The following is a 24,446-nucleotide window of genomic DNA, read 5'->3' as shown; positions in this document are numbered from 1 at the left end:
TAACAGCATTCGGAGTTTATCAGGAATTAGTAGGCGATGAAACCCCTTCATCCAATCAGTAGCTCTACCTCTGTTTTATTTAACACGATGCTGCACCTAAATGCATTTCGGGGAGTACGAGCTATCTCCGAGTTTGATTGGCCTTTCACCCCTACCCACAAGTCATCCGAAGACTTTTCAACGTCCACCGGTTCGGTCCTCCACTATGTGTTACCACAGCTTCAACCTGCTCATGGGTAGATCACTCGGTTTCGCGTCTAATCCTTCCGACTAAATGCCCTATTCAGACTCGCTTTCGCTACGGCTCCATAGCTGAACTACTTAACCTTGCCGGAAAAATTAACTCGTAGGTTCATTATGCAAAAGGCACGTCGTCACCCCACTAGGAGGCTCCGACAGATTGTAAGCGTATGGTTTCAGGATCTATTTCACCCTTCTATTCGAAGTACTTTTCACCTTTCCCTCACGGTACTAGTTCACTATCGGTCTCTGAGTAGTATTTAGCCTTACCGGATGGTCCCGGTAGATTCAGACAAGATTACCCGTGTCCCGTCCTAATCAGGTTACTACTAGGTTATTTCTCTATTTCGTATACAGGAATATCACCTTCTATGATTGATTTTTCCAAATCATTCTACTATATAAAAATAATCCTTTTTTGTAGACCTACAACCCCATTGTGGCCTAAACCACCATGGTTTGGGCTTTTCCGCTTTCGCTCGCCACTACTAACGGAATCACTTTTGTTTTCTTTTCCTCTAGATACTTAGATGTTTCAGTTCTCTAGGTTAGCCTTACTTAAAAAAAGTAATATCATATAGTTAATATGATAGGTTGCCCTATTCGGAGATCTGCGGATTAATTTGTATGTGCCAATCCCCGCAGCTTATCGCAGCTTATCACGTCCTTCTTCGCCTCTCAGAGCCAAGGCATCCACCATACGCCCTTACTTAGCTTTTTTTTCTTTCCTCATTACAGTATGTTATTTCAAAGAACTTTATATTCAAAAAATGGAGAATATCGGAGTCGAACCGATGACCTCCTGCGTGCAAAACAGGTGCTCTAGCCAGCTGAGCTAATCCCCCTTTGCTATATCTAGTAGTAGTCTCGCGCGGAATTGAACCGCGGACCTCTACATTATCAGTGTAGCGCTCTAACCGTCTGAGCTACGAGACTGATACAATCATTATTTATCATCAATCTCTACACTTAGTATAAATAACTTCTAGCCTAAATTACTTAATTTTCTTAAAAAATAAGATATAAAAAACTCTAAAAAAAGAGATGTTCCAGCCACACCTTCCGGTACGGCTACCTTGTTACGACTTAGCCCCAGTTATCGATTTTACCTTAAGCAGTTCCTTTTATGGTCACCGATTTCAGGTCCCCCCGACTTCCATGGCTTGACGGGCGGTGTGTACAAGGCCCGGGAACGTATTCACCGCATCATGGCTGATATGCGATTACTAGCGATTCCAACTTCATAGAGTCGAGTTGCAGACTCCAATCCGAACTGAGATCGGTTTTTAGAGATTAGCTTCTGATTGCTCAGTAGCGACCCTTTGTACCGACCATTGTAGCACGTGTGTAGCCCAAGGTATAAGAGCCGTGATGATTTGACGTCGTCCCCACCTTCCTCTCGACTTACGTCGGCAGTCTTGCTAGAGTCCCCGACATTACTCGATGGCAACTAACAATGAGGGTTGCGCTCGTTGAGGGACTTAACCCAACACCTCACGGCACGAGCTGACGACAACCATGCAGCATCTTGTACTCCGTCCGAAGACTAAACTATTTCTAGCTTATTCGTAGTACATTTAAACCTTGGTAAGGTTCCTCGCGTATCATCGAATTAAACCACATGCTCCACCGCTTGTGCGGGCCCCCGTCAATTCCTTTGAGTTTCAGCCTTGCGACCGTACTCCCCAGGTGGATCACTTATTACTTTCGCTTAGCCACTGAATATAAAATCCAACGACTAGTGATCATCGTTTACGGCGTGGACTACCAGGGTATCTAATCCTGTTTGCTCCCCACGCTTTCGTGCCTCAGCGTCAGTATAGATTTAGTAACCTGCTTTCGCGATCGGTGTTCTGTGTGATATCTATGCATTTCACCGCTACACCACACATTCCAGCTACTCCAATCTCACTCAAGTCTATCAGTATCATTAGCCATTTTAACAGTTAAGCTGTAATATTTCACTACTGACTTAATAAACCGCCTACGCACTCTTTAAACCCAATAAATCCGGATAACGCTTGTGTCCCCCGTATTACCGCGGCTGCTGGCACGGAGTTTGCCGACACTTATTCGTCTAGTACCTTCACAATTTCTATCACGTAGAAATCTTTATTCCTAAACAAAAGCAGTTTACAACCCATAAGGCCTTCTTCCTGCACGCGGCGTGGCTGGTTCAGAGTTTCCTCCATTGACCAATATTCCTCACTGCTGCCTCCCGTAGGAGTCTGGTCCGTATCTCAGTACCAGTGTGGGGGATCACCCTCTCAGGCCCCCTACCGATCATCGTCTTGGTAGGCTTTTACTCTACCAACTAACTAATCGGACGCATGCCCATCTTTTTCCACATTTCTGCTTTAATAGTATTCTCATGCAAAAATACTGTATTATAGAACATTAATCCGAGTTTCCTCAGGCTATTTTCTAGAAAAAGGTAGGTTACATACGTGTTACGCACCCGTACGCCGGTCGCCATCAAAATCTAAATAAATAGATCTCATGCTGCCCCTCGACTTGCATGTGTTAAGCCCGCCGCTAGCGTTCATCCTGAGCCAGGATCAAACTCTTCGTTGTAAAAAAAATAATATCAAATACGCAAAAATCTTAATTAAAAAATCCTTAACTAATCAGGTCTAGAAGTTACTTTTCAATAAAAATAATAAAAAGAACAATCTTGAAAATTCGTATTTTTACACTTTTAAAAAAAAAGTTAAAAATGAAATACAAATATATATATATTTTTTTTCAGCAAAAAAAAAATAATTTAATTTTTATGATCAAGAATAATACCTTGTATACGTATATTTGTTTGTTTCTAATTTAATTATGAGAACTTCAGATTTTAATTTCGGATTTCCGTTAAATCTTTTATCCTATAAACCGACCCAAGAAAGAGACGAATCTAGATTAATGATTATTCATAGAAAAAACAAAAATATTGAACATAAGTTATTCAAAGATTTATATCAATATTTTGAAGAAGGAGATACCCTTATTCTCAATAACACAAAGGTTTTTCCAGCAAGATTATTTGGTAATAAAGAAAAAACAGAAGCAAAAATAGAAGTTTTTTTACTAAGAGAATTGGATATTATAGATAGAACTTGGGACGTATTAGTTGATCCTGCAAGAAAAGTAAGAGTAGGAAATAAATTAAATTTTGGAAGTGGATTGACAGGAGAAGTAATAGATAATACTACTTCTAGAGGAAGGATTTTACAACTTCATTTTAATGGACCACATGAAGAACTAATAAAAAAAATTAAAGAGTTAGGAAAAACCCCTTTACCAAAATATATTAAAAGATTACCAGAAAAAAGTGATGAAGAACGTTATCAAACTATTTATGCAAAAAAGGAAGGTTCTGTCGCTGCTCCTACAGCTGGATTACACTTCTCAAAACATTTATTAAAAATATTAGAAATAAAAGGAATAAATTTAGTAGAAATTACATTACACCTTGGATTAGGAAGTTTTTTACCAGTAGAAGTAGAAGATATATCCAAACATAAAATGGATTCTGAAAAATGTTTTATAGAAAAAAACGTATGTAATATTATTAATAAAACTATTAAACAAAAAAAACGTGTGTGTGTTGTAGGGACTTCTTCTATGCGTGCTATTGAAAGCTCTGTTTCTTCTAGTAAGTATTTAAATCCTTTTTCAGGATGGACGAATAAATTTATATTTCCTCCTTATAATTTTAGCATAGCTAATTCTATGATTACCAATTTTCATATGCCAAAATCCACATTACTGATGATGACAGCAGCTTTTGCAGGATATGATTTGATCATGAAATCTTATAAAATAGCCATAAAAGAAAAATACAGATTCTATTCCTATGGAGACGCTATGTTAATTTTATAACATTATATTATAACATTATAACATAAATCTTAAAAAAACCATAATATTAAAAAATGAAACATTTAATATTATGAAAAAAATCCTTGAAAAGGTGAAAATTTCCATAAAAAAAGAAATGAAAATTTTCGAAAAACAATTCATTAATATTATAAAAAGTAAGGTATCTATTGTAGATAAAATTACACATTATATCACTAATAGAAAAGGAAAACAAATTCGTCCTATGTTTGTCTTTTTAATTGCAAAAATGTTAGGAACAATACAAAAAAAAACATATCATACCGCATCTTTAATAGAGTTGATCCATACAGCTACTCTTGTACATGATGATGTTATAGATAACAGCACTCTTCGTCGGGGGTCTTTTTCGATCAATGCTATATGGAAAAATAAAGTAGCTGTTTTAATAGGGGATTATTTACTTTCTAAAAGTCTTTTATTAGCTACAAATAATAATTATCATGATCTTCTTAAAATTATTTGTAGAACTATCAAAGACATGAGTGAAGGAGAATTATTACAAATGGAAAAAACCAAAAAATTAGACATTAACGAAAAAATTTACAATCAAATTATTTATCATAAAACGGCAAGTCTAATTGCAGCATCTTGTGAAGGTGGAGCCCGTTCAGTGGATGCAGATGAAAAAACCGCTTTAAAAATGAAAAAATTTGGAGGATTTACCGGAATAGCTTTTCAAATAAAAGATGATTTATTTGATTATGAAGAATCTCATGAAAACTTAATTGGAAAACCTATTGGAATGGATTTAAGAGAAAGAAAAATTACACTTCCACTTATTTATGCTATTAAAAAATCTTCTCAAAAAAATCAAGAATGGATATTAAATTCTATAAATAATTATGATGAAAAAAAAAGAAATCAAATTATTGCTTATGTTAAGGAAAATGGAGGTATAGAATATGCTACTAAAAAAATGATAAAATTTCGTAATAATGCATTAAAAATATTAGATCATTATCCAAAAAGTACAATTAAAGAAGCATTAAAAACAATGGTAAATTTTATTATTGAAAGAAATATATAGAAAAAATTAAGTATTAACAAAAAAATGAAAAAAAATTTAGTAATTGTGGAGTCTCCTACTAAAGCTAGTACTATACAAATGTTTCTTGGAAAAGATTTTTATGTAGTATCGAGTTATGGCCATCTTATAGATCTTCCAGAAAAAAATATAGGAGTTAATATAAAAAAAAATTTTCAACCTGATTATGTAATATTACCTAAAAAAAGAAAAATAGTTCAAAATCTTAAAACATTAATTAAAAATTATAATCTAATATGGTTAGCCTCTGATGAGGATCGTGAAGGAGAAGCTATAGCCTATCAAATTTACAAAATATTAAATATTCCAAATGAAAAAATTCGAAGAATTGTTTTTCATGAAATAACAAAAAAAGCTATTCTTGATGCTATCAAAAATCCTAGATTCATTAATTATAATCTTGTTTATGCACAACAAGCAAGAAGAATTTTAGATAGACTAGTAGGATTTCAATTATCTCCTATTCTTTGGAGAAAAATTAATTCTGGTCTTTCTGCAGGTAGAGTACAATCAGCCGCAGTTAGACTTATAGTGGAACGAGAACAAAATATTCAAAATTTTATTCCTATTCCTGGATATCAAATATCCGGAATTTTTACCTACGAAAAAAAAATTACTTTTCATGCTAGATTGGATAAAAAAGTAGAAGGAGAAAAAAAAATGAAAAATATTCTATTATCATGTATAAATGCTACTTTTTTCATAAAAAAAATTATTACTAAACAAGAAAAAAAAAGTCCTCCACCTCCATTTACAACATCTACTTTACAACAAGATTCTTGTCAAAGACTAAATTATTCCATATCTAAAACCATGTTTTTAGCTCAAAAATTATATGAAAAAGGATATATCACATACATTCGTACTGACAGTACGAATTTATCCAAAGATATTTTATCCAAAATAAAGAATTATGTTCTTTCTGAATATGGAAAAAAATATTTATCTCAAAAAGAATTTTTATCTAATAGATTTTCTCAAGAAGCTCACGAATCTATTCATCCTACAAAAATTAAAAAAATCTCTTTAGAAAATTTAGACTTATCTCAAAAACGTCTTTATAAACTTATATGGGAACGGACAGTAATAAGTCAAATGTCTGATTACCAAGGTGAAATAAAATATTTTTATATTCAATCTTCGAATCTAGAAAATCATTTTATTTACACAAATAAAACCATTATATTCGACGGTTTTATGAAAATAAAAAACAAAAATTTTTCTAACGAAAATGATAAAAAAAATTTATTAGAAATATTTAAAGAGGGAATTTTTTTACAAAAAGAAGAAATAATAGCAAAACAAATTTTTACAAAACATTTACCAAGATATAATGAAGCTACTTTAGTCAAAAATTTAGAAAAATTAGGAATAGGAAGACCATCTACTTATGTTCCTATCATCTCTACTATACAAAAAAGAAATTATGTAAACATACAAAAATTTATTAAAAAAACAGAATTTCGTGAATCTTTTCTTTTAAAAAAAAATAGTATTACTAAAAAAAAAGATGAAATCATTGAAATAGAAAAAAATAAATTCATTCCTACAGAAATGGGAATTCTAACAACTAATTTCTTAAAAATAAATTTTCAAGAAATCGTAGATTACAGTTTTACAGCAAGTTTAGAAAAAGAATTTGATAATATAGCAAAAGGGAAAGAATCCTGGAATAAGATTATTAAAAATTTTTATGATGGATTTCATAAAAAAATAGAATATGTGAAAAAAAATGTAGATAAAATTGACAAGAAACGTTTTCTTGGGATGGATCCAATATCTAATAAAAAAGTTTTTTCTAAAATAGCTCGTTTTGGTCCTATTGTTCAAATGGGAGAATTTAAAGATAAAGAAAAACCAAAATTTTCTCCTTTATTAATTCATCAAAAAATCGATACAATATCCCTAAAAGAGGCTTTAAAACTCTTAGAGCTACCTAAATCTTTAGGATTATTTGAAGAAGATGAAATATTTCTAAAAGTCAATAAATATAATATTTATATTAAACATAAAAATAAATCAATTCCTATTGAAGAAAAAATTTTTTTTCATTCATTTAGTTTAGAAAAAGCTATTAATATTATATTAATAAATAGAAAAAAAAATAGTTAACTATCAAAATATCTTTGATTTAAATATGTTGTAGGATAGGCTTGATCATGACCTGTACGTCTAACATGATCTAAATATTTAGGAATATAGGACAAAGCTTTTATTCTATCAGATAAAGACATTCTATTCCATAGATTTTCTGCCATTTTTTTTTTACCTACTTTATATCTATAATCTATCCAAAAACGATTAAAAGACAAATCTAAAGGAATTTCCTCTATAGAAAATGCAGCTTTTGTATTTTTCATTTTATTTATAATAGATTCATTATAAGGTAAATATTTTCCTATCCATATATAATGTGATAAAGAAAGTCTTTCGGGAAAGATAATTTCCCTTAAAAAACCATTAAGATCATACTTAAAAATAATCTCTCCAGATACTAAACGGCTTCTAAATATATATTGTTTTCCTTTCATTCTTTTTTTTATTTCATCAGCATTTATGAATAAAATTATTAACTATAATATATTTATTTGATAATGAAAATTAAAAAAAACTGAAAAAATGTTTTACATAATCTAAAACCTATTTTTATTCTAATCTACAAATAGAAAATAATTCCAAAAAATAACGTATAAAAAATGACAAAAATTATGGATTTTCATTCTATAAAAAATAGAGATAAAAAAAATCTTATGATCTTTTTTTCATATATTATTCTTTTTTTATTCTATTAAATGTTATATATTGTTCCTACACCTATAGGAAATTTAGAAGATTTCACTTTTAGAAGTCTACGAATATTAAATGAAGTAGATCTTATTTTGGCAGAAAATTATAAAGTTTCAAAAAAATTATTGAATTTTTATAATATTAAAACACCTATAAAAACTTATCATATTTATAATGAACATAAAATAATTCCTTCAATTTTAGAAAAAATAAAAAAGGGTAAAAAATTAGCATTAATTTCTAATGCTGGAACTCCAAGTATATCTGATCCAGGATTTTTACTTATTAAATCTTGTATTAGAGATACTATCTCTGTAGAATGTTTGCCAGGCCCCACAGCGATTATCCCAGCATTAGTCATCTCTGGGCTTCCTATTAATGAATTTACATTTATTGGTTTTTTACCAAAAAAAAAAAGACAAACAAAACTAGAAAAATTATCGAGAGAAAATAGGACTCTTTTATTATACGAATCTCCTCATAGATTATTACGGACTTTAAACGATTTAAAAGATTTTTTTGGATTGGAAAGAAATATCGTTATATGCAAAGAAATATCTAAAATTTTTCAAGAAACATTGAGAGGAAATATTGAAGAGATGATTTTATATTATAAAACTATACAAAAAATATTTGGAGAATATATTCTTATTATTGATAAAAAGAAATAAAAATATTAAATATATTTTCTTTTTATCAATAATTCTGCAATTTGTATTGCATTCGTAGCGGATCCTTTTCGTAAATTATCTGCTACAATCCAAAGATTCAAAGAATTTAAACAGGAATAATCTCTACGAATACGTCCTACAAATACTTCATCTTTTCCATGAGAAAATAAAGGCATAGGATAAATATTTTTTTTAGGATAATCTTGAACAACAATTCCTTTTCTTTTCAAAAAAATTTTATATATATGATCAATATCAGGTTTTTTTTTAAATGTTATATTTACACTTTCTGAATGACCACCTATAACAGGAACACGTGCAGCAGTAGCTGTAATAGCTATATTTTTATCATTTATAATCTTTTTTGTTTCCTTCATCAATTTTATTTCTTCCATTGTATAACCATTTTTTACAAAAAAATCACAATGTGGTAAGACATTTTGATAAATAGGATGTGGATATATTTTTTCATAAGAAGAAAAACCATCTTTTTCCTGATTCATTTGATTCAAAGCTTTCTTTCCTGTTCCAGTAACCGATTGGTATGTAGATACAATAACACGATCTATGCAATATTCTATATGTAATGGGAATAATACCATAACTAATTGTATAGTAGAACAATTAGGGTTTGCTATGATTTTATCATCCTTAGACAAACAAGAAGAATTTATTTCAGGAATAATCAGTTTTTTTTGGGGATCCATCCTCCATGCAGAAGAATTATCTATAACTGTTGTTCCTATTTTTGCAAATTTAGGTGCCCATTTCTTAGATACATCTGATCCAGCTGAAAATAAAACGATATTAGGTTTTTTTGAAAATAATTCCCTAATACTAATTATTTTATATTTTTTATTATTATGAATAAATTCTTTTCCTATTGATTTTTCAGAAGCGGAAAGATATAATTTTTCTATTGGAAAATTTCTATTTTTCAATAGATCTACCATTACACGTCCTACCATTCCTGTAACCCCTACTATTCCTAGTTTCATATTAAATTTAATTCAGATTATTGTGATATTTTTGGATTTTTATTTTACTAACATAATACAGATATAGAAAAACAAAGTTAGAAAATAATAAATAAATAAAAAATATTACAGTATATGCTTATTTTTCATTATTAAATGAAATAGATATTATGAAAAAATGAAAAATGGAAAAATGATTATTTTATCTGGTCCATCAGGATCTGGAAAAACAACTATATCAGAATATTTACTTTCAAAAATTCCAAAATTAAAATTTTCTGTATCATGTACTACACGTTCTATACGGAATAATGAAAAACATGGAAAAGACTATTACTTTATTTCTACGAATAAATTTATTTCTAAAATAAAAAAAAATCAATTTTTAGAATGGGAAGAAGTTTATCCTAAATTATTTTATGGAACTCTAAAAAGTGAAATATCCAGAATTTGGAACGAACATAAACATGTTTTATTTGATGTCGATGTAAAAGGGGGATTATGTTTACAAAAACAATATCCATATGATTCCTTATCTATCTTTATAATGGTAAATTCTATGGAAATCTTAAAAAGAAGACTTTTTTCAAGAAATCATGAGGAATTATCTCAAATTAATATACGTTTAAATAAAGCAAAAATGGAATGGAAATATGCAAAATTATTCGATATAGTATTACTAAATATTAATTTATCTCAAACACAAAAAAAAGTAATCAAATTAGTTTATAATTTTACAGAAAATCGGGGTTGACTGGAATTGAATCATCGAACGTACGAAATGACCAATAGGAGATAATCAAATAGCCTTATTATTATATAACCAAAGCTCCCCAGGCTGGATTCGAACCAGCGACACCCTGATTAACAGTCAGGTGCTCTGACCAACTGAGCTACTGAGGATTATTTATTTTAAGAGGATTATTTATTTTAATTGGAATTTTTTTTATTCTTATTTTATGTCTTCCACCTTCAAAATCTGTTTGAATAAATATTTTAACTATTTCTAAAACATCTTTTTTATTTTCTATAAAACGAGCAGGCAAACTAATAATATTGGCATTATTATGCCTTTTTGCTAAAAAAGCAATTTCTTTTTTCCATACTAATGCAGCACGAATTTTTGGATATTTATTGGCAATCATAGCCGCTCCATTTCCACTACCGCAAATTACAATACCAAAATCAGCTTTTCCTTTTTCTATAAATTCCGCTGTAGGATGAATAAAATCAGGATAATCAACCTTTTCTCCATAACGAAATAATCCAAAATCTTTTACATGATCTCCTTTTTCAATCAAATAATTAACTATTAATCTTTTATAATCTATTCCTGTATGATCAGATCCTATTGCTATTCTCATTTATCCTAAAATTCTATAAAAATACATTAAAAATTTGGAATTTTTTTTCATTTCATGAGTTCTTGTTTTTCGTAATAAAAGATTCAATAAGTTTGTATATTTTAATTTTTATTTATATGAAAGAGGATATAAAAACTGTAAATGATTTTAATTTTAAAAATAAAACAGCTATAGTCAGAGTTGATTTTAATGTTCCTATCAACAATAAATCTAAAAAAATACTAGATGATACACGTATTCAATACAGTATTCCTACCATTCAAAAAATAATTTATGAACATGGAAAAGTAGTACTACTCTCTCATTTTGGAAGACCAAAAGGGGAACGTTCCAAAATTTATTCTTTGAAATTTATAGTTTCTTATTTATCTAAAAAATTACAAATTCCTATAAAATTTTCAGAATATTGTATAGGAAAAAATGTAGAAAAACGTGTAAATGAATTAAAAAATGGAGAAATTTTACTGTTGGAAAATATTCGATTCTACAAAGAAGAGGAAGAAGGAGACGAAAATTTTGCTTTTCAGTTATCAAAGCTAGGAGATATTTATGTAAACGATGCCTTCTCCGTCTCTCATCGTTTACATGCTTCTATTACTAGTCTTCCAAAATTTTTTGGAAAAAATAAATGTATTGGATTTCTCATGAAAAAAGAAATACATTCTTTAAAAAAGATCTTTGAAAGAGGTAAAAAACCCATTACAATCCTATTAGGAGGAGCGAAGATATATTCTAAAATATCCATTATAGAAAACCTTATTAATTTAGTAGATCATATCCTAATAGGAGGTGGGCTAGCCTATCCTTTTATCAAGGCAAAAGGAGGAAAAGTAGGAGATTCCATTGTAGATATATACAAATATAATGAAATTGAAAAAGTATTAAAAAATATTTTTTATAAATATAAAAAACAAGATAAAACAAATATCTCCTTTCCAAAAGACGTAGTTATAGCAGATTCTTTTAAAAATAATGCTAATAAGAAGATTTCTTCCATATATTCTATACCAAATGGATGGAAAGGTTTAGATTTAGGTCCAAAATCTATAAAATATTTTTGCGAAATCATCAAAAAGTCCAAAACCATTCTTTGGAATGGGCCGTTAGGAGTATTTGAATTCTCCAATTTTTCTTTAGGAACTAAAGCTATAGCAAGATCTATTGTAAATGCAACTGAAAATGGATCTTTTTCTTTAATAGGTGGTGGAGATTCCATTGCTTCATTAAAAATGGAAAAGTGCGAAAAAAAAATTAGCTATTTATCCACTGGAGGAGGTGCTATGTTAGAAAGTTTAAAAAATAAAATACTTCCTGGAATAAAATCTATAATCTCAAAGGATTTAACAAATCCTAATATTGGATCTTTTTAATTATATTTGTTTTTTAATAAAAAAAATATGTCATTTAAACTTCCTAATTTATCTTATTCATACAAGGATTTTGAACCTTATATAGATCAAAAAACTATGAAAATCCATTATATAAAACATCATGCTGCATATACCAATAATCTAAATAAAGCTATTAATGGAACAGATATGGAAAACTTATCTATAAAAGAAATTTTAAGAAGAGCGAATATTGAAAATCCAATAATAAGAAATAATAGTGGGGGTTTTTATAATCATAATTTATTTTGGGAAATATTAATTCCTCATTCAAAAAGTACTCCTCCAAGTGAGTGTCTAAATGAAGTTTTTAAAAAAAAATTCAAAACATTCGATCTTTTCAAAGAAAAATTTACGGATGTAGCAATGAATCGTTTTGGTTCTGGATGGGCATGGCTATGTGTAAAAGAAAAAGAATTAACTATTTGTTCTACAGAAAATCAAGATAATCCATTAATGTTAGGGATTGGTTGTGAAGGTATTCCTATATTAGGATTAGATGTTTGGGAACATGCTTATTATCTTCAATATCAAAATCGAAGAATCGATTATATTTCTTCATTTTGGAATATCATTAATTGGAAAAAAGTAGAAGAAAATTATAAATATTCCATAGTAGAATAACCGAATGGGAAAGATTATTCTAGAGAATATAAAATTATTTGGATTTCACGGGTGTATTCCAGAGGAAAAATTTTTAGGTTCTTATTATACAGTCAATATAGAAGTAGAATTAGATCTTTATAAGGCTTCTATTAGTGACGATTTATCAAAAACTATTGATTATGTATATTTATTTCGTATTGTAAAAGAAGAAATGGCTATTAATTCTAAATTATTGGAACATTTAGCCTATAGAATAATCCAAAGAATAAAAAAGTATAGGATAGATTTAGTTAAAAAAATAAAAATAAAGATTTGTAAAGAAAACCCCCCCCTGCAAAGCAGTGTGGATAGATTTTGTGTTATTTTAGATGACCTAAATTAATTCTTTGTAATTTTGGCACGGTGGCCGATTGGAAAGGCATGGGTCTGCAAAACCTTTTATAGCGGTTCGATTCCGCTCTGTGCCTCTATATTGTTCAATTAACTTTTTTAAAAAAAATATTTTTAAATGATATTGTACTCTTTTTAAAAGATCAATATGATTGTCAATCTTTTTTGTGTAAAAATGGTAATTGTACAAAAATTTTTTCTTTGTAAGATTATATCTTTTATAGATTACATCTTCTTCATTTTTTTTATGAAAAGAAAACTCCTGGAAAAATAAAATTTCTGTGAGTAGATTTATCATTCTTTTTTTAGAAATAAAAACACTTATAGGTATACTATTATCTGAATAAATGAAAAAAAATAGTAAAAGAATTATTTTTTTTATCAAAATAAATTTTTTATACTAGTTAATAATTTTTTTCCTTATTCTTTTTTTTTTGTAAATTTGCGAATTTAAATCATAATTAAAAATTTTTATTCTGTATAAATCAATGAATATGCAACAATAATAATGATGAAGATCAATAATATTCTCATTTCACAACCTCTAAAAGGTTCAAATTCTCCATATCTAGAATTAAGCAAAAATGTGAAAATAGATTTTAGATCCTTTATAGAAGTAAAAGGAGCATCCTCTATTGAGGTAAGAAAACAGAAAATTAATTTTTCTGATTTTACGGTAGTTCTTTTCATTAGTAAAAACTCTGTTGACCATTATTTTAGATTAGCAGAATCTATGCGATTCAAAGTTCCTATTTCCATGAAATATATTTGTCAAACAGAATCTATAGCTTATTATTTGCAAAAATATATCATATATAGAAAAAGGAAAATATACATTGGAAAAAAATCATTTAAAGATATATTGCCTTTTATTAAAAAAAATACAAATGAAAGATTCCTTTTACCATCTTCAGATATATTAAAATCAGAAATACCAAAAATGTTAAATAAACTAAATATTTCATGGAAAAGAGCTATTTTATATAAAACTAATTCTAGTGATTTATCTGATTTAAAACATATCATATATTATGATATATTGGTATTCTTTAGCCCAGCATGTATAAAATCTTTATTTGAAAATTTTCCTAATTTTGATCAAAATAATATAAAAATTGCTACTTTTGGAAAAAACACTTTAGATGCTGCTTATAAAGCTGGATTAAAAATAGCTATTAGAGTCCCAACTCCGGAATTTCCTTCTATGGCTAAAGCTCTAGAAAGATATATAAAAGAATATCAAAAAAAATAAAAAAGATTATTCTACGGTTACAGATTTTGCTAAATTTCTTGGTCGATCTACGTTTTTTCCTCTTAGAAAAGCAATTTGATAGGCCAATAATTGAAGAGGAATGATCGTAATTAAAGGACTTAATTCTTCAGAAATAATTGGAATTTTTATTACATGATCTGCTAACTTACTTGCTTGAATATCTCCATCATTGACTATGGCTATAATTTTTCCTTTTCTAGCTTTAATTTCTTGAATATTTCCTATTATTTTTTCATAACATTCTTTTTTATTAGCTATAATAACTACTGGCATATGTTCATCGATTAAAGCCATAGGTCCATGTTTCATTTCTCCTGCAGGATAACCTTCTGCATGAATGTAAGAAATTTCTTTTAATTTTAAAGCTCCTTCTAAAGCTACTGGAAAATTAATTCCTCTACCTAAATAGAGAAAATTATTTACATGATGATATAATTTAGATATTTTTTTGATAGAATTATCTATTTTTAACGTATAATTAACTTTTTCTGGAACAGATCTAAGTTCTTTACAAAAAAATTCATAACGAATATCTGTAATAACAGATCTATATTTTCCTATTTTCAAAGCTAATAAAAAAAGAACTGTTATCTGAGCTGTAAAAGATTTTGTAGAAGCTACTCCAATTTCTGGACCTGCATGTGTATAAGCTCCTGCATCTACATTTCGTGCAATATAAGATCCTGCAACATTACAAATTCCAAAAACAAAAGCACCCTTTTTTTTTGCTAACTTTAAGGCCGCTATAGTATCTGCGGTTTCTCCTGATTGAGAAATGACAATAACAATATTTTTTTCTTCTATAATTGGATTTTTGTATCTAAATTCCGAAGCATATTCTACTTCTACTGGAATATGCGTTAATTTTTCCAACAAATATTCTCCAATTAAACTTGAATGCCATGAAGTTCCACATGCAACGATAGTTATACATTTTGCATTGATAAAAATATCCTTATTAGATTCAATCCCATCAATACATATTAATCCATCAGAAATCAATAATCTACCACGCAAAGTGTCCAAAATTGTTTTTGGTTGTTCATAAATTTCTTTTAACATAAAATATTGATATTTTCCTTTTTCAATCTCTTTAAGATTAATTTTAAGTTCTTTAATTATTGGACTAAGTTTGTGATTATCTATAATTTTTCGTAAATCTAACTCTTTATCCTTTATAAGAATAGCCATTTCTCCATCTTTTAAATAAAGTGCATTATTAGTATAATCAATGAATGGAATAGGATCAGATGCTATAAAAAATTCTTTTTCATTAATTCCCAATGTAAGGGGGCTCCCTAATTTAGCAATAACGATTTTATCTGGATCAGATTTTTCTATTACAGCTATAGAATAAGCTCCAATTACTTCATTCAAAGAAATCCTAACAGCTTCTTCCAAAGATAATTGGTTTTTTTTTTGAATAAACTCAATCAAGTTTACAAGAACTTCTGTATCTGTTTCACTTTTAAAAGTGAAACCATTTTTAAGTAAAATAATTTTAATTGCATGATAATTTTCTATGATTCCATTATGAATCAGAACAAGCTCTTTAGAATTAGAAACATGAGGATGTGCATTAATATCATCTGGAATACCATGAGTTGCCCATCTTGTATGTCCTATGCCAGTTGTCCCTTTTATTGAAAAAATTTTTTTCTCTAATTCATAAACTCTTCCTTTTGTTTTATATAAATTATATTTTCCATCATAAAAAACAGCTATTCCAGAACTATCATATCCACGATATTCCAATTTTTTTAATCCATTAATAAGAATGGGATAGGCTTCTCTATATCCCAAATAACCAACTATTCCACACATTCTAACCTATAGAATCAGAATTTTTAATTTTTTTTATTGATATAGATTAATTCATCTTTTCTAAAAAAGTTTCTTTATAAAATTGTTGATAAACGGTTTCTATTTTTTCTACAGGATAATATTTTAACACTAATAATTTATTTTTTTCTATATAATCATCTATTTCTTTAGGAAAAGAAAGATCACCTTTGATTATTGCATCAGAAAAGTACATACATAACTTTATCAGATTAAAATAGTTAGGATTTTCCAATAATTTTAATTTTCTAGATTTTATTCCATCTATTTTTACTTTTTTAATAATATCCTTATTAATAGATCCTTTAAATGGAGTATTATATATAGATGTAACAATTTTTGTATTTTTATATACAGGACCATTTTTGTAAAAATTCTTAATATATAGTGGAATAAAAGAACTAATCCAACCATATATATGAATAATATCAGGACTCCAATTCAATTTTTTTACGGCTTCCAAAACTCCTTTTGTAAAGAATAAAGCTCTTTCGTCATTATCCGAAAAAAGATTACCATTTTCATCTTCATACATAGCTTTTCTTTTAAAATATTCTTCATTATCTATAAAATAAACTTGTAGTCTAGCATCGGGAATAGACGCAACCTTAATCAATAAAGGGTGATCTACGTCATTGATCATTAAGTTCATCCCTGACAAACGAATCACTTCATGTAATTGATGCCTTCGTTCATTTATCATTCCAAAGCGTGGCATGAATATACGAATGTCATTTCCTATGGATTGCATAAACTTGGTAGCTTTTAAAACCGATAAAGAAATAGGACTCTCTGAAGAGAAAGGGAATAAATCTGAAGAAACATATAATATACGTTTACCTGTCATCTTAGAGAAATTTTTTTATATTTGAAATATATATAGTAAAAAAAACGAATCATTACAAAGATAATAAATAATATCCAATACTTATTTACAGAGGTGACAGATATAAAAAATCTATAGAATCCCTTTTATATTATATTAGAGAAAACCTCGTAGATTTTAGATTTTTTTAACCGTTAATTAAAATGCCATTTTATTTGGAAAAAAAGAAAAAAAAATATTCCATTGAAAAAAAAATTCAGTATAAAAATTGGTCTACTGCTACTGGATTAATCACTATTACTAGTTATGGATATGCATTTGTAAATGTAGAAGGATTTCAAAAAGAAATTTTTATTCCTAAAAAAAAAACTAATCGAGCTATAGAAGGAGATTTAGTTCGAATAAAACTAAAAAACAAAAAATTAGGAAAAAAAATAGAAGGAGAAGTTATAAAAATAATAAAAAGAAAAAGAGAAAATTTTATTGGAATATTAAAAATTCAATCTAATTCCAAATATGGATCAGTAATAGTTCATAACAAGACTATTCATGTAAATATAGATATTCCTAAAAAAAAATTAAAAGGATATTATCATAATGAAAAAGTATTAGTTAGAATAATTAAATGGCCAAAAAATTTCAAAAATCCTTTAGGAGAAATTATTAAAGTATTTGGACCATCTGGAGAACATAAAACGGAAGTTTATTCTTTGTTGGAAGAATATGGATTATCTTATGAATTTCCTAAAGAAGTAGAAAAAGAAGCAAAAAAAATTGTATTTAAAAAAAATTCAGATAACAATCTTAGAAGGGATATGCGAAACATTAATACCTTTACTATAGATCCTTTCGATGCAAAAGATTTTGATGATGCACTTTCTATCAGAAAGTTAAATGCTAATACTTGGGAAATTGGAATTCATATATCCGATGTTTCTTATTATGTGAAAGAAGGAAGTTTATTAGATAAAGAAGCATATACACGTGCAAATTCCATTTATTTTATTGGAAAATCCATTCCTATGCTTCCAAAAATATTATCCAATGATCTTTGTTCTTTACATCCAGAAAAAGATAAATTAAGTTTTTCTTCCATTTTTAATGTAGATAGTAAAGGAAAAATATTAAAAAGTTGGTTTGGAAAAACGATTATACGATCTAACAGAAGGTTTACATATGAAGAAGTTCAAAAAATTATAGAAAATAAAAGAGGAGATTTTCACAAAGACCTTTATACCTTGTTTTCTTTTTCTAAGATTTTTACTAAAAAAAGATTAAAAAATGGATCTATTTACCTAGATAAGGTAGAAATAAAAATTCATTTGGATGAAAAAAAAAACCCTTCTAAATTAGATTTAGAAAAAAATAAAGAAGCTCATCGTTTAATAGAAGAATTTATGTTACTAGCAAACAGAAAAGTTTCAGAATTTGTTAGTTTAAATTTGGAAGGCTCCCCTTCTAAAAAAACGTATATTTACAGAACACACGATAAACCAGATTTTCAGAAGATTTTCGTTTTAAAAAAAATAATAGAGCCTTTAGGTTATTCCTTAGACTTAAAAAATCTAAAGAAATCTCTTAATTGTTTATTAACAAATATTCAAGGTAAATCAGAACAAAATATGATCGAAAATTTGATTCTTCGTTCCATGAGTAAAGCTAAATATTCCACAAAAAACATAGGACACTATGGATTATCCTTTATTTACTATTCGCATTTTACTTCTCCTATAAGGAGATATTCAGATATTATAGCACACCGTTTATTAAATTATTATTTAACTAATAATGAATCTAAATTAAAATCTCTAGATTTTTATGAAAAACAGTCTGTACATTGTAGTTATAAAGAGCGTTTATCAATAGATGCAGAAAGAGAATTTTCGAAATACATACAAGTTAAATATATAAAGAAATTTCTAGGAAAAGAATTTGATGGAATTATTACAGGATTTACAGACTGGAGTGTTTTCATTGATTTATTGTCATTTCAAACAGAAGGAATGGTAAGATTACGTGATATTGGAGGAGATATTTACACTCTAAATTCCAATAATTATAGTATAATTGGCAAAAAAAAACAAAAAATTTACCATTTAGGAGATAAAGTAAAAGTAAAACTTATAGACGCAAATATAGAAAAGAAACAAATTCTTCTTGAGTGGTTAGATATTTAGAAAATTTTCTTATTAATTCTTACATATTTAGGAACAAATATGGTATAATTTCCTCCATTTTTTATAATATCTCTTACCATACAAGAACTAATATAAGATTTTTCATAAGAAGAAAGAATGAATATGGTTTCAATACAACTTTTTTTATCTAATTCTTTATTTGCATAATAAATATTCTTTTCAAATTCAAAATCTAATTGATTTCTAATCCCTCTCAATAAAAATTGAGCCTTTTTTTTTTTACAAAAAGAAATAGTTAAACCTTGAAATAATTCTATTTCTATTTTAGGAAACTTAAAAAAAGTTTTTTTTATCCATTCTTTTCTCTTTTTAATAGAGAACATCTTATTTTTTTCCGAGTTATTTCCAATAGCTATAATAATTTTATCAAATAAATTTAAAGATCTAACAATGATGTCGTAATGTCCTAAAGTAATTGGATCAAAAGTTCCAGGAAATACAGCTATTCTATTATTCATATTTATTTATGTATTTATGAATTTATATCAAAAAAAATAAAAAGAGGAATAAAAGTTTTATTTTTGTCTTTAAAATTATTTTAATAATGGAAAAATTATGTTCCAGTTGTTTAACAACACAATGTTTTATTAACAAGGAAAATAATATTTCCAATAAAAAACAATGTTTAAAACTGAATGTAGTGGATTGGTTATCCGATATAAAATCTCCTTTTGGAGATGAATATGATCTTGTAGAAGTTCAATTTAAAAATGATAGAAAAGAATTTTTTCATAATCAGGATAAAATATCCCTTTGTAAAGGGGATATTGTAACTGTAGAATCTAAATCTATTGGATATGATATAGGAATAGTGACTTTAACAGGAGAATTGGTAAAATTACAGATAAGGAATAAAAATATTTCTTTGAGTTCTTTAAAAAGAAAAAAGATATATAGGAAATCTACGGATATAGAAATAAATATTTGGAAATCTTTAAAAAAAAAAGAACATATATATCTTTCAAAATCTAAAGAAATTGCAAAAAATTTGAACCTTTCTATGAAAATTTGTGATGTAGAATATCAAGGAGATGGAGAAAAAGCTATTTTTTATTATACATCGGAAAATAGAATTGATTTTAGAAAATTAATTAAAAAGTTAGCTATCTCATTTCATACACGTATAGAAATGAAACAAATAGGATACAGACAAGAATCCGCAAAAATTGGAGGAATAGGATCTTGTGGTAGAGAACTATGTTGTTCTACTTGGTTAAAAAATTTTAAAAGTGTTACGACTAATTCAGCTAGATATCAACAACTTTCTATAAATATAGAAAAATTAACTGGACAATGCAGCAAATTGAAATGTTGTTTAAATTATGAATTAGACGCTTATTTATCAGCTATAAAAGATTTTCCAGATTTTGAGAGTAAAATACACACAGAAAAAGGAGTTGCAAAATGTATGAAGATTGACGTATTCAAAAAACAAATGTGGTTTTCTTATATTAAGAATCCAAATACTTGGTTCAGAATAGGAATAAAAAAAATAAAAGAAATTTTAGAAAAAAATAGAAAGAATCAAAAGTCTTCTCCTCTAGAGGAACTATCAATAATTAAGATCATTCAAAAAACAGAATTAACATTTCAAGATTAATTTATTATAAATAGATGATTCTAAAATTTAGATTATGCAAATAAAAAAAAGAATTCTTTTAAGTGTATACTAAAAAAAGAAAAAAAATTAGCTTTGATTTTCGTATACTTCTTTTTTATTTTTGGTTTTTCTTTTTTCTAGGGATTTTTTCTATTTTTTTTATATTTTATGCAGCTTCTAAAGGTTATTTAGGAACTTTACCAAGCACTAAAGACATAGAAAATCCTACAATGGAAGTAGGATCGGAAGTATATGATTCCAATGGAATTTTATTAGGAAAATTTTTTTCCGAAAATAGAACTCTAATTACTTATAAAAAACTTCCAAAAAATCTTATTAATGCTCTCATAGCAAAGGAAGATATTCGTTTTAAATATCATTCTGGAATTGATGCAAAATCTCTTCTTAGAGCTATTTTTTCTTTAGGTAAAAAAGGAGGAGGTAGTACCATTTCTCAACAATTAGCTAAACTTCTTTTTACAGGTCCATCTGCAAAAAACAAGTTGCAAAGAATGCATCAAAAACTTTTAGAATGGGTAATGGCTATTGAATTAGAAAAACGTTATACAAAAGAAGAAATTATTACTATGTATTATAACAAATTTGATTTTTTATATAATGCAAAAGGAATTGAAACAGCTGCACATACTTATTTTAATAAAACAGCTTCTGAACTTAATTTGGGAGAATGTGCTACGTTGGTGGGGATGTTAGAAAATCCTTCATTATACAATCCAAAAATATATCCTTATAGAGCAAAAAAACAAAGAAATTTAGTTTTATCTCAAATGAAAAAATATGATTTATTGAATGAATATAAATATAAAGAAGAATTGAAAAAACCCGTAAAAATAAATTTTAAAATGCAGAAAAAAGATTTTGAATTGTTAACTTATTACGGTGAATTTTTGAAAAAAGAAATTCAAGAAGCATTAAATGACCATGAAAAAGAAACTGGACAAAAGCTTAATCTTTATTCTAGTGGATTGAAAATATATACATCTATTGATGAAAAAATGCAAGATTATGCAGAAAAAGCAGTAAAAAAACACCTTAGTAAATTACAAATTTTATTTAATAGTTCTCAAAAAAAAAATAAAAATGCTCCATTTTTAAATATTACTCCAGAAAAAACAAATAGGATTTTTCTATCTGCCATGCGTAGGACACAACTTTATCAATATCTTAAACAAAAAGGGATGACAGAGGAAAAAATTATAAAAGAATTAAAAAAACCAAAACCTACAAAAATATTTACCTGGAATGGATCCCAAAAAGTATTAATGTCTCCATGGGATTTTATTCGTTATCAAAAAAGTATTATTCAAGCTGGTATGCTATCTATAGAACCTTATACAGGCTATATAAAAGCATGGGTCGGTGGAATAGATTTTAATTATTTTCAATATGATCATGTTGCTAAAACAAAACGTCAAGTTGGTTCTGTTTTCAAACCTATTTTATATGCTGCAGCAATTAAGGAATTGCATTATAATCCTTGCACAAAAATATCAAATGAAAAATTTCATATAGGAAAATGGAGTCCTAGAAATTCAAATGGAAAATATGGTGGTCACCTTACTTTAAAAGATGGATTAGCATTATCCGTTAACACTATTTCTGCTAGACTTATAGCACAAATAACTCCAGGCCCAGTAATAGATTTAGCAAAAAGAATGGGAGTGGAATCCATGATCCCTGAACATCCATCTATAGCTCTTGGATCTTCTGATTTAACCTTATATGAAATGACAGGAGCTTTTAATACATTTACTAATTATGGTAATTATGTAAAACCAAGTATTTTAGTAAGAATAGAGGATAAATATGGAAAAATAATTAAAGAACGAATAGATATTAGCATAAGGAAAGTATTTAGTGAAGAAGTTGCGTATATTATGTTAAAATTAATGGAAGGGGTAGTACAGTATGGAACGGCTAAAAGATTACATAAGTATAATTTTATTTTGGAAAATATAGCAGGAAAAACCGGGACCACTAATGAAAATTCGGATGGATGGTTTATAGGAATGATTCCTAATTTAACTACTGGGGTTTGGGTTGGTTGGGAAGATCGATTTGCTCATTTTGAAAACATAAAATTAGGACAAGGAGCGAACATGGCATTGCCTATATGGGCTTATTACATGAAAAGTCTATATAAGGATACAAGTCTTGTATATCATGAAAAATTGTTTTTTCATAAACCAAAAAATTCCAAATATAATTGGGATCAATGTGAGGAAAATAAAAATAATAATGAGGAAAATAATTTCAAAGATTTTCTAGATTTTGATGAAAGTTTAAATACTGAAAATCCTTTAGATTACGATAAATAGATGGTATCTTATTATTGAAAAATGTATGATAAAAAAAATTTTAATTTTAGATAAAAATCATCCTTTTATCATATATAAATTAAGAAAAGAAGGATTCATTTGTAATGAAAATTATTATGATCCTATAGAAAAAATTATAAAGATCATATCTCTATATGATGGAATTATTTTAAGAAGTCGATTAAAAATAGATAAAGAATTTATTAAAAAAGCTAAAAATTTAAAATTTATAGCTCGTGTAGGATCTGGAACAGAAAATATAGATCAAAATTATGCTTTCAAAAATGGGGTCACTTTAATTTCTTCTCCAAAAGGGAATAAGGATGCTGTAGCAGAACATGCTATAGCTATGCTTTTATCTATGATGAATCATATCATTCGTTCTAATCAGGAAATTAGAAAAGGGAAGTGGAATAGAGAATCTAATAGAGGAATAGAAATAATGGGAAAAACAATAGGGATTATTGGATATGGTAATACAGGAAAGGCATTTGCTAAAAAAATTTCTGGATTTGAACCTACAATATTTTGTTATGATATCCTTCCTAAAGTAGGAGATATTTATGCAGAACAAGTAGATATGAAAACAATTTTTATGAAATCGGATATAATTAGTCTACATGTTCCTTACACAAAGGATACTAAAGGAATGGTAAACGAAATATTTATAAAAAAATTTTTTAAACCTTTTTATTTTATTAATACATCTAGGGGTGGGTGCGTACTTACCGAACATTTAGTGACCGCTTTAAAAAATGGAAAAATATATGGAGCATGTTTAGATGTATTAGAATATGAAAAATATTCTTTTGAACATTTTTTTTATCACCGTAAACTTCCAAAAAATTTTTTTTATCTTATTTATTCCGATAAGGTTATTTTAACCCCACACATAGCTGGATGGACTAAAGAATCAAAATATAAAATGGAAAAAGAGATCGTTGAAAAAATTATTTTTCTAAAAAAAAGTTTATATAATTCTTCAATTAAAACTTGAAATCTATGAAAA

19 protein-coding genes, 4 tRNA genes and 2 rRNA genes (1 of these 25 only partly in view) are annotated in these 24,446 nt (G+C 27.5%); 14 read left to right on the top strand and 11 right to left on the bottom strand.

The annotated features are described in order from the left end of the window. The 4 genes from DM815_RS01515 to DM815_RS01500 all read right to left on the bottom strand — a co-directional run. Window positions 1–961, bottom strand: a 23S ribosomal RNA gene (locus DM815_RS01515) (it extends 1,921 nt beyond the left edge of the window). Window positions 962–1,011: 50 nt separating this feature from the next. Further along, window positions 1,012–1,085: transfer RNA gene (locus tag DM815_RS01510), tRNA-Ala, on the bottom strand. 17 nt (window positions 1,086–1,102) lie between these two features. After that, window positions 1,103–1,176: transfer RNA gene (locus tag DM815_RS01505), tRNA-Ile, on the bottom strand. Between the two features lie 101 nt (window positions 1,177–1,277). Beyond that, window positions 1,278–2,814, bottom strand: a 16S ribosomal RNA gene (locus DM815_RS01500). The 16S and 23S rRNA genes sit together here with 2 tRNA genes alongside, the layout of an rRNA operon. 252 nt (window positions 2,815–3,066) lie before the next feature. Here DM815_RS01500 and queA point away from each other — a divergent pair. The 3 genes from queA (at window position 3,067) to topA (ending at window position 7,288) form a co-directional block, all read left to right on the top strand. Further along, window positions 3,067–4,110: a tRNA preQ1(34) S-adenosylmethionine ribosyltransferase-isomerase QueA gene (gene queA / locus DM815_RS01495; RefSeq protein WP_110509389.1), complete on the top strand. Its 1,044-nt coding sequence runs from the start codon at window positions 3,067–3,069 to the stop codon at window positions 4,108–4,110. A 70-nt stretch (window positions 4,111–4,180) separates the two neighbouring features. Continuing rightward, window positions 4,181–5,158, top strand: coding sequence for a polyprenyl synthetase family protein (locus tag DM815_RS01490; protein ID WP_110508837.1), 978 nt, complete (start codon window positions 4,181–4,183; stop codon window positions 5,156–5,158). A 24-nt stretch (window positions 5,159–5,182) separates the two neighbouring features. Next, window positions 5,183–7,288 carry a type I DNA topoisomerase gene (gene topA / locus DM815_RS01485; RefSeq protein ID WP_110508836.1) on the top strand — a complete coding sequence of 702 codons (2,106 nt, stop codon included), beginning with the start codon at window positions 5,183–5,185 and terminating at the stop codon, window positions 7,286–7,288. On the opposite strand, the gene DM815_RS01480 is transcribed toward topA, so the two are convergent. After that, complete coding sequence (locus DM815_RS01480; RefSeq protein WP_110508835.1) at window positions 7,285–7,707, bottom strand: hypothetical protein; 423 nt, start codon at window positions 7,705–7,707, stop codon at window positions 7,285–7,287. The genes topA and DM815_RS01480 overlap by 4 nt on opposite strands. A 261-nt stretch (window positions 7,708–7,968) precedes the next feature. Here DM815_RS01480 and rsmI point away from each other — a divergent pair, with 261 nt between their 5' ends. After that, window positions 7,969–8,634: a 16S rRNA (cytidine(1402)-2'-O)-methyltransferase gene (gene rsmI / locus DM815_RS01475; RefSeq protein ID WP_110508833.1), complete on the top strand. Its 666-nt coding sequence runs from the start codon at window positions 7,969–7,971 to the stop codon at window positions 8,632–8,634. A gap of 5 nt (window positions 8,635–8,639) precedes the next feature. On the opposite strand, the gene DM815_RS01470 is transcribed toward rsmI, so the two are convergent. Further along, window positions 8,640–9,632 (bottom strand): aspartate-semialdehyde dehydrogenase, encoded by a 993-nt coding sequence (locus tag DM815_RS01470; RefSeq protein WP_110508831.1) that lies wholly within the window; start codon window positions 9,630–9,632, stop codon window positions 8,640–8,642. 157 nt (window positions 9,633–9,789) lie between these two features. On the opposite strand from DM815_RS01470, the gene gmk reads away from it, so the two are divergent. Next, window positions 9,790–10,365, top strand: a complete 576-nt coding sequence (gene gmk, locus DM815_RS01465) for a guanylate kinase (protein WP_110508830.1) — start codon at window positions 9,790–9,792, stop codon at window positions 10,363–10,365. A gap of 75 nt (window positions 10,366–10,440) precedes the next feature. On the opposite strand, the gene DM815_RS01460 is transcribed toward gmk, so the two are convergent. Both DM815_RS01460 and DM815_RS01455 read right to left on the bottom strand, forming a co-directional pair. Next, a tRNA-Asn gene (locus DM815_RS01460) sits at window positions 10,441–10,514 on the bottom strand. Then, window positions 10,505–10,975 carry an RpiB/LacA/LacB family sugar-phosphate isomerase gene (locus tag DM815_RS01455; RefSeq protein ID WP_110508828.1) on the bottom strand — a complete coding sequence of 157 codons (471 nt, stop codon included), beginning with the start codon at window positions 10,973–10,975 and terminating at the stop codon, window positions 10,505–10,507. The genes DM815_RS01460 and DM815_RS01455 overlap by 10 nt, the downstream gene beginning before the upstream one ends. 116 nt (window positions 10,976–11,091) lie before the next feature. Between DM815_RS01455 and DM815_RS01450 the strand changes: the two genes are divergently transcribed. From DM815_RS01450 to DM815_RS01430, 5 genes are all read left to right on the top strand, one after another. Then, the gene (locus tag DM815_RS01450; RefSeq protein WP_110509387.1) at window positions 11,092–12,345 is read left to right on the top strand and encodes a phosphoglycerate kinase; all 1,254 of its coding nucleotides are present in this window, start codon (window positions 11,092–11,094) and stop codon (window positions 12,343–12,345) included. A 27-nt stretch (window positions 12,346–12,372) separates the two neighbouring features. After that, window positions 12,373–12,987, top strand: coding sequence for a superoxide dismutase (locus tag DM815_RS01445; protein ID WP_110508826.1), 615 nt, complete (start codon window positions 12,373–12,375; stop codon window positions 12,985–12,987). Between the two features lie 4 nt (window positions 12,988–12,991). Beyond that, window positions 12,992–13,351: a dihydroneopterin aldolase gene (gene folB / locus DM815_RS01440; protein ID WP_110508824.1), complete on the top strand. Its 360-nt coding sequence runs from the start codon at window positions 12,992–12,994 to the stop codon at window positions 13,349–13,351. A 14-nt stretch (window positions 13,352–13,365) separates the two neighbouring features. Beyond that, a tRNA-Cys gene (locus DM815_RS01435) sits at window positions 13,366–13,436 on the top strand. Between the two features lie 434 nt (window positions 13,437–13,870). Then, window positions 13,871–14,611, top strand: a complete 741-nt coding sequence (locus tag DM815_RS01430; protein ID WP_110509385.1) for a uroporphyrinogen-III synthase — start codon at window positions 13,871–13,873, stop codon at window positions 14,609–14,611. Window positions 14,612–14,617: 6 nt separating this feature from the next. Here the strand turns inward: DM815_RS01430 and glmS are convergent, their stop codons facing one another. Next, on the bottom strand, window positions 14,618–16,456 hold the full coding sequence (glmS, locus tag DM815_RS01425; protein ID WP_110508822.1) for a glutamine--fructose-6-phosphate transaminase (isomerizing): 1,839 nt from the start codon (window positions 16,454–16,456) through the stop codon (window positions 14,618–14,620). Window positions 16,457–16,502: 46 nt separating this feature from the next. After that, window positions 16,503–17,321, bottom strand: a complete 819-nt coding sequence (locus tag DM815_RS01420; protein ID WP_110508820.1) for a glycogen/starch synthase — start codon at window positions 17,319–17,321, stop codon at window positions 16,503–16,505. Window positions 17,322–17,503: 182 nt separating this feature from the next. Between DM815_RS01420 and rnr the strand changes: the two genes are divergently transcribed. Then, window positions 17,504–19,477, top strand: coding sequence for a ribonuclease R (gene rnr, locus DM815_RS01415; protein WP_110508818.1), 1,974 nt, complete (start codon window positions 17,504–17,506; stop codon window positions 19,475–19,477). Here the strand turns inward: rnr and coaD are convergent. Next, complete coding sequence (gene coaD, locus DM815_RS01410) at window positions 19,474–19,956, bottom strand: pantetheine-phosphate adenylyltransferase (protein WP_110508816.1); 483 nt, start codon at window positions 19,954–19,956, stop codon at window positions 19,474–19,476. The two genes, rnr and coaD, sit on opposite strands and share 4 nt — an antisense overlap. An 86-nt stretch (window positions 19,957–20,042) precedes the next feature. On the opposite strand from coaD, the gene DM815_RS01405 reads away from it, so the two are divergent. The 3 genes from DM815_RS01405 (at window position 20,043) to DM815_RS01395 (ending at window position 24,434) form a co-directional block, all read left to right on the top strand. Further along, entirely contained in the window at window positions 20,043–21,098 is a 1,056-nt protein-coding gene (locus DM815_RS01405; RefSeq protein WP_110508814.1) for a stage 0 sporulation family protein, read from the top strand. Window positions 21,099–21,160: 62 nt separating this feature from the next. Further along, window positions 21,161–23,437 carry a transglycosylase domain-containing protein gene (locus DM815_RS01400; protein WP_110508812.1) on the top strand — a complete coding sequence of 759 codons (2,277 nt, stop codon included), beginning with the start codon at window positions 21,161–21,163 and terminating at the stop codon, window positions 23,435–23,437. 25 nt (window positions 23,438–23,462) lie between these two features. Beyond that, entirely contained in the window at window positions 23,463–24,434 is a 972-nt protein-coding gene (locus tag DM815_RS01395; protein ID WP_110508811.1) for a 2-hydroxyacid dehydrogenase, read from the top strand. Window positions 24,435–24,446: the final 12 nt, after the last annotated feature.

This window comes from Blattabacterium sp. (Cryptocercus kyebangensis) (assembly GCF_003226855.1).
In the GTDB taxonomy this organism is placed as follows: Bacteria; Bacteroidota; Bacteroidia; order Flavobacteriales; family Blattabacteriaceae; genus Blattabacterium.
The sequence above is the reverse complement of the archived record's forward strand: the minus strand, read 5'-3'. Positions and strand labels throughout refer to the sequence as shown.